Origin of the sequence: Streptomyces sp. 130 (assembly GCF_007096885.1) — a bacterium.
In the GTDB taxonomy this organism is placed as follows: Bacteria; Actinomycetota; Actinomycetes; order Streptomycetales; family Streptomycetaceae; genus Streptomyces.
Genome location: NZ_VJNO01000076.1, coordinates 1 through 6,587 on the forward strand (window position 1 = coordinate 1; position 6,587 = coordinate 6,587).

A 6,587-nucleotide genomic window follows, 5' to 3' on the forward strand; every position below is an offset into this window, starting at 1 on the left:
AACGACCGGCTGAAATCGCTGCGCAAGACGTGCACCGACCTCGGTGACTTCGGCTGACACCACCACCGCAGAGCCGGAGGACTGGCCTCATCCGTGTACCGGCCGGCTCGTGGACATCGGTGCCTCTGGCTTCGTCGGGCCGGTCGTGGACTCGTATGACAACGTGACGGCCGAAGCTCTGAACGGTTGCCCGCCTCTCATGGGTGTGATGAATGCTCGTTCTGGGTGGTTTTCCCGGTTTCCGCTGTTCACGGGCTTGTGGCCTCTGTCACCGTCATAGGCGGGCGGGTAGCCCCGGAGCCAGTGCCGTGCCGGGGGCGATGCCGGTGCGCACACGGTGCTCCGCGGCCCGCCGCGTACGAGAAGAGGCTCGATGAACAAGACTGCCGCCTGGGCCGCCACCGCGATGCTGGCTGCCTCCCTGCTCACCGGGGCCGGTTCAGCCGGCGCCGCCCAGGGGGACACGCGCGCGGCCGGTGCCTACTGCCTCGCGAACGACTGGGGGACCCCCAAGGTGTCCGTGAAGCCGTGCGCGCCCGGTGACCAGGGCCAGCACTGGGTGGTCTCGGGCCACCAGGTCGCCCTGGCCAACGCCCGCGGCTACTGCCTGGCCAACACGTGGGGGACCGCAGAGGTCTCCGTCAAGCCCTGCGCCCCCCGCGACCAGGGCCAGTACTGGGACGTGGCAGGACAGAAGCTCTCCCTCAACTTCGCCCCCGCCTACTGCCTGGCCAACGCATGGGGAACACCGGCGGTCTCCACCAAGCCGTGCGACACCTCCGACCCGGGGCAGCACTGGGTGGTCTTCAACGACCAGATCAGCCTCGCCCTCGCCTGACACCCTGCGGCCTGCCCAGCCCGGCGCCGGCCAGGCTGGGCAGGCCCGCAAGGGGGGGGCGATGAGAGCCCCTACTGCCTCATATGGAAGCCGGGAGCCAGGCAGGGTGGAATCGAAAGACCCACCGCCCCCAACACCGCCCGGGCCGCCACCGCCGCGGCCCGCCGCCACACCACCGTCCGGCTCGACATCTACGGTTACGACGTCATCGGCTGCGACGCCCCCCTTGCCGCGCACGGCACCGCGACCGTCGACGTCTGCGGGGCCTCGAAGCACCGACAGCAACTGCGGCCGGCCCCCTCGCGACCCGAAGCTGGCGCCGTAGGCTCCCCGCCCTGCGTCGCCACTGATGGAGGACCGATCACCTGCTGGCTGCATGGCCCTCCTGGCCGGGTACGGCAAGCTGATCGCTCCGGGCATCGTCAGCGCAGCGCTTTCGCTCTGGTTCTCCGCAGCCCTCGCCTCGGGGCGTGCGATATGTCTGCGCGCCTGTTACGCGCTTCCCTTCTGCCGGTATGCGCCTGCCGCCGGGTCGGTTTCAGGACGATGCTCCCTGCACGCCCGGCGAAGAGCCCCGAGGGCTTGTCGCCGTCTCTTGTTCCGGCTGTGGCCGGAGCCCAGCGATCGGAGCTCACCATGCGCTTGCGCGTCCCCCTCGCCATGTCCGCAGCCGGCCTGCTGACCGCCCTCGGAGCACTCGCCGCACCACCGGCCGCCGCCGACCCGCTCGACCTCGCGACCTGTACCGGCACGGCCACCTACCAGTTCTCCCCCGGCGTCACCAACACGCCCCAGAACATAGAGGTCACCCGGGACATCGACCTCGGTGTCTGCGTCACCCCGCTCCTGGCGTCCGCGAGCAACCATGTGACGGCCGAGTTCCCCGGCCTCAAGTGCAGCAACCTGCTGCTGGCCACACCCGGACAGCTGGTCCTCACCTGGAACAACGGCCAGACCAGCACCTTCGACTACACGACCGTCTTCAACACCGTGAACGGGGTGACCTCCCTCATCCAGTCGGGCAGCATCACCGCCGGCCGTTTCGCCGGCAGCCTGGCCGTCCTGACCATGACCGGCACCACCCTGGACCTGACCGCCTGCGACAACGAGGGCCTGACTTCCAACACCCTGGCCGCCACCTTCGTGGTCACCCCCAACATCGGCTGACGCAGCAGGAGCTGCCAGGGGCGTCGCACCACCAGTCAGGTGTCGATACCGGCGGTGGTGTGGCGCCCTTCAGCGTCGGGCCGGGCCAGTCGAGGCAGATCAGGATGACGTCGTTTTCGTGGTGGCCGCTGCAGCCGGCTCTGCCTGCTCGCCCGCCTCCGGCGCAAGCCACAACTGCCGAGCACGCACACCCCCGCGTGACGCGGCCCCAGCACCGGCACCAGAGTCGAGCCCCGAGGCAGGCGAGGGGCGCCGGGCAGGGAGCGGGGCGGATCGGTTTGGCCTTCGTGATCCGAGAACGGCGGCTCGGCGCTGGACGCGCTGGAGATGGCGATCTGGGGGCGTGACTGCGACCAACGCCCGGTCTGGCCGGGCGAGTTGATCCATCACTCCGATGCCGGATCGCAGTACACCAATTTCCGGCTCGCCGAGCATCTGGACGCAGCCGGGATCGCCGCTTCGATCGGATCGGTCGGTGACTCCTACGACAATGCCCTGGTGGAGAGCACGATCGGCCTCTTCAAGACCGAGCTGATCAAGCCCCGACGGCCCTGGAAGTCGCTGCCCGACGTCGAACTCGCCACCGCCGAGTACGTCGACTGGTATAGCCACCGACGACTCCACGGTGAGATAGGGCACGACCCACCCGTCGAATACGAGAACAACCACTACCGAGCAACCACGAATCCCCAGGTCACAACCAACATCAGATCTCGCCGAACCCGGAACGGTTCAGTCTGAGGCAGCAGCTGACATCTGCTCGCGCTGCGTTGACACTTCGCGACGGTGGCAGGTGCCGTTCCCACAGCAGATGAGAAAACATGTTGGCCGCCCGCCGGTGAGCTGCGACGATGCGTCTGTTTCCCAGGCGGAGGAAGTTTGTTCGTTTTCGTGTGTGCGGGATGCGGTGCCGAGCTGACCGTCCCGCTGTCCCAGGTCGCACTGCCGGTCCATGCACGTCAGCGGTACGGGAACGGGGCCCAGCTTCCGGTGCTCATGGAGTCAGGGACGTTTGCCGTGGATCCGGACCCTTGGGGAGGGCCGTGGCGGATGTGGGACGAGATCGCTCCGGGCGAGGCTGAGGCACGCGGCATCTACGCGCCGGTCCGTGCCCTGTCCGACGGCACGCCCGGGGCCAGTGTCATTGCGCCCGGTGATGTCCGTGAAACCCGGTTGATTCCCGAGAAGAGTGGCGGTGCCTGCTGTGGCCTCGACGGGGCCGACGGGCCCAACATGGCCTGCGAGGCATGCGACCTCCCCGTGGCGACCAGGGTCGACGATTGCTCGCTCTGGCAGATGGTGCGACTTGGCTCAGACGTCGTGCACCGCGTCCCCGTCGACGGTATCCACGCCGTACCCCTGGCCTGGGCGGAGTTGGCAGAGAAGGGGGAGAAAACGCCCCCGTTCGAGCCGATCGCCACGTGGGGAGGGCGGTTGGGGCCGGACCACTACTGGTCGTGGAGTCCGCAGTGGGAGGCGGCAGCCGGCCAGGCGCTCGCCCACCTTCTGATTGCCTCCGAGGGGCGGCCGGTGAGGGTTCCGGGCGGCCTGACCGCGGACGTGTTCCGGCGCGCGCTCGACGCCTTGCTTCCGGCAGGCACCCGGGAGCGGCATGCCGTCCTGGCCGGACCGGGACAGCCCTCCCCGGACGCAGGCGTCGACATCCTCCTCGTCCCCGTCCATCCCCAGACGGGCCGGACCTGGACCCCTGCCGACCCGACCACACCGGCATACCTGGTGCCCCTGCCGCTGGGAGTCTGGCTGTGGCTGGTCTCTCCCGAACCGAACTTGCCGGTTCCCGCGACGGGCCGCATAGCCCAAGACGTCCTCCGCGACTACCCGCTTCCGCTGCTGCCCAACCACCTGTTCCGAGCCGACCGGGGAACGTTCCAACACACCTTGGTCCGGCTACCAGCCGTGCGCAGCCCGTGGCTGCGCACGATCCTCGAGAACCTCACGCAGAGCACCTCGGCTGGCCTCTTCTAGCCTTCCGGCAACCGAACAGCACCAGACTCTCCTGCCTCCCGAAGTGGGGCTCTGGCACAACTTCTGTGGTGTCGAGTCCAGGCTCGGTGTCCGAGGCCGGAGCATGCCGGGGACCGGCAGGCCAGGGGTTTGCCAAGGGGTAGACAGAGGCCCGGTGGGCATCGCTCCACAGAAGTTGTGCCAGAGCCCGAAATTTGACGGCAGTTCGGGGGCGTCTTGACCGTCAGTGTCGGTGAACTCGTACGGAAGCGAGCGAATTTCGGGCTTATGACTGCGCTTTGCCCGTCTGGCCGCTTCGCGTTGTTCAGTGAGCCGTGACAAGAGGGACGCCCTACCGGTTCAGGGCAGAGCTCTGAGGCACCAGCCACCCTGCTATGCCGCCCACTCCAGCCCCAAGTCGGCGAGGGCGGCGAGCTGGTCCTCGCTCAGTCGATCGCGCCTGCTCTTGTGGTTGCTGAGGAATACGCCGAGTCGTACGGTCGTTCCGTCGGGCAGTTCTTCGACGTGTTGTCGTCCGACGGTGGTCTTCCCTTCCCGTGCGATGTACTGCCGCAGTGCTTCAACGCCGCGTTGGAAGGCTTCGGAGCCCTTCCCGGCCCCAGTCTTCGCCGCATCCCGTGTGGGGGCTTTCTGTGCCCTCACAGCCGCCCGCGGCCGCACCCCCAACTCCTCCAGCCTTCGTCGCTGTTCCGTGTTGAGCTGCGCCCAGTCCCGCGTCTGCCGGGTGGTCCAGCGGCCGATGTCGTCGCCGCGGTAGGTGACTCCGGGCTGGATGTCCTCCAACGCGCTCCCGGCCTCCAGGAGCGCGGCGAGGCCGGTGTAGCAGCGTTGCCAGTCCACGGTCCAGCCGAGTAGTCGCGGGTTCCAGTCCGGGTCGATCGCGGCGAGCTGCTCCGCGCGCCGGCGGGCCCGGTTGGTGTCTTTGCCGAGTCCTCCGGGTCGGCGGAGGTTGGTGAGCCATTGCCCGATGGGCTTGTCGAGGGCGGTGGCGTGTCGGGGCGCGGCCAGGGTGCCGGCTTCGGCGTAGTACGCACGCGCGGCGGCGAGGTTTTCTTCGAAGGCGGCGTCGGCGGTGTTCCACACGATCCCGAGCTCTTCGAGCTCGTCGGCGCGTTCGCCGTTCATGGTCCCGGCGCGGTAGGAGCGGCGCTGGTCGGACAGCCACCTGCCGAGCGGGTAGGCGCCTTCGGTGTGTTCGTAGGGCACGTCCAGGTTGCCCTCGCGCTCGTAGTAGCGGCGGGCGGCGTCGTAGCCGCGCTGCCAGTCCTGGCGTTCGGTGCTGATGACGTTGAACCGCACCCACTTCGCGATCATGACCGGGTCTCTGGGGGCGGCGAACCGCAGCAGCGGCCGCGTTTCCTCCTGACCCTCCTCCGGCTCCGGACCGATCGGAGGCGACGGATCAACAACCGCCTTCTGTTGTTCCTGGGGAATGGCAAGCAGCTCGATAGCACGCTCATCGTGCGCCCGCAGCCCTTCCAGTACCTTCACCAAGGGCCTATACGAAGCAGACGTGAGCATGTCTTCGGGCTTTTCACCAGGGGCGAGAAAGACGGGCACGATCAGCGTCGCTATCTTTCCCTGGCCCGGTTTTTGCCGTAGCGCGCGGCCGATGGCCTGGACGATGTCGACCGGCGATCCTTTGGGGTCGAGGAGGGCGACGGAGTCGACGGCCCGGATGTCTACGCCTTCGCCCAGGACGCGGCAGTTGGAGAGCACCGCACGCCCCGCGCGCCGGCCGAAGTCGGCGAGGACCTGGCGCCGGTGGTCGGCCTCATGGTCCCCGCACAGCCAGTCCGCCCACACCCGCTCCGGATACCGCTCCGGGTTCGCCGCGTGGAGCCGCTTCGCGACACGGCTCAGCCCGCCGGCGAAGGCGGCTGCTTCGATGGTGCGGTGGTGGAAGGTGATGGTGGTCTGCAGCCCGTGTTCGGCCATGGTCTCCAGCAGCGCGGCCTGCAGCGCACCCATCCGCTCGCCGCGGACCTCCTCGTCCCGCTTCTGCGGCCCGGACAGCCGGGCCGGGGTGACGACCGGGTCGGTGAGCTCCACGACCACGATCTGATACCGCGCCAGCAGCCCCCGGGAGATGGCTGATGCGAGCGACAACTCGTAGACGACCGGGCCGAACACCTTGGGATCATCCATCGAGCAGGCCATTTCCTGCGGCAGCCGGTCCCGCAGCACCCCCGTCCTGTCCTGCCGCTCCGCCCAGGACAGCCGCGGAGGCCGCTCCTTCCAGATCCTGGGCGTGGCGGTCATGTAGAGGCGGCGCATGGCGGGGATGACGTCCTGGTCGTGGACGGCGGCCCAGGCCTTTCCTGCCGAGCCGCTGGTTCTGTGGGCTTCGTCGACGACCACGAGGTCGAAGACGTCCATGGGCAGCCCGTAGAGCCCTTCGTGGGCTTCTGCGAGGACGGGGAGGGAGGCGTAGGTGGCGTACACGGTCACGGGCCCCCGTCCGTGCCACAGGGCCAGCTGCGGTGCGGACGTTGTGGAGCGGACCTTGAGGTCCCACAGGTGCGGGTCGTCTTCCAGTGAGCAGACCGCGACGGCGGGGCCGTGGTGGCCGGCCGCCCTCCATTCCCGCACGGTC

The 6,587-nt window shown here is 68.8% G+C and carries 5 protein-coding genes; 4 read left to right on the top strand and 1 reads right to left on the bottom strand.

Annotated elements, in window-relative coordinates; all coding sequences use genetic code 11:
- Positions 1-373 precede the first annotated feature (373 nt).
- The 4 genes from FKN01_RS31805 (at position 374) to FKN01_RS31820 (ending at position 3,991) form a co-directional block, all read left to right on the top strand.
- Complete coding sequence (locus tag FKN01_RS31805; protein ID WP_143626118.1) at positions 374-838, top strand: ricin-type beta-trefoil lectin domain protein; 465 nt, start codon at positions 374-376, stop codon at positions 836-838.
- Positions 839-1,474: 636 nt separating this feature from the next.
- The gene (locus FKN01_RS31810) at positions 1,475-2,005 is read left to right on the top strand and encodes a hypothetical protein (RefSeq protein WP_143626119.1); all 531 of its coding nucleotides are present in this window, start codon (positions 1,475-1,477) and stop codon (positions 2,003-2,005) included.
- Between the two features lie 327 nt (positions 2,006-2,332).
- Positions 2,333-2,746, top strand: a complete 414-nt coding sequence (locus FKN01_RS31815; protein ID WP_143626120.1) for an integrase core domain-containing protein — start codon at positions 2,333-2,335, stop codon at positions 2,744-2,746.
- A 138-nt stretch (positions 2,747-2,884) separates the two neighbouring features.
- Positions 2,885-3,991, top strand: a complete 1,107-nt coding sequence (locus tag FKN01_RS31820) for a hypothetical protein (protein WP_143626121.1) — start codon at positions 2,885-2,887, stop codon at positions 3,989-3,991.
- Positions 3,992-4,363: 372 nt separating this feature from the next.
- On the opposite strand, the gene FKN01_RS31825 is transcribed toward FKN01_RS31820, so the two are convergent.
- Positions 4,364-6,587: DEAD/DEAH box helicase (locus tag FKN01_RS31825; RefSeq protein ID WP_143626122.1), on the bottom strand; the 2,224-nt coding region annotated here is incomplete at its 5' end.

Bases quoted from the DNA above. Each gene is read 5' to 3' on its own strand.
- FKN01_RS31810 (WP_143626119.1), top strand. From the start codon at position 1,475: ATGCGCTTGCGCGTCCCCCTCGCCATGTCCGCAGCCGGCCTGCTGACC.
- FKN01_RS31805 (WP_143626118.1), top strand. From the start codon at position 374: ATGAACAAGACTGCCGCCTGGGCCGCCACCGCGATGCTGGCTGCCTCC.
- FKN01_RS31815 (WP_143626120.1), top strand. From the start codon at position 2,333: ATGGCGATCTGGGGGCGTGACTGCGACCAACGCCCGGTCTGGCCGGGC.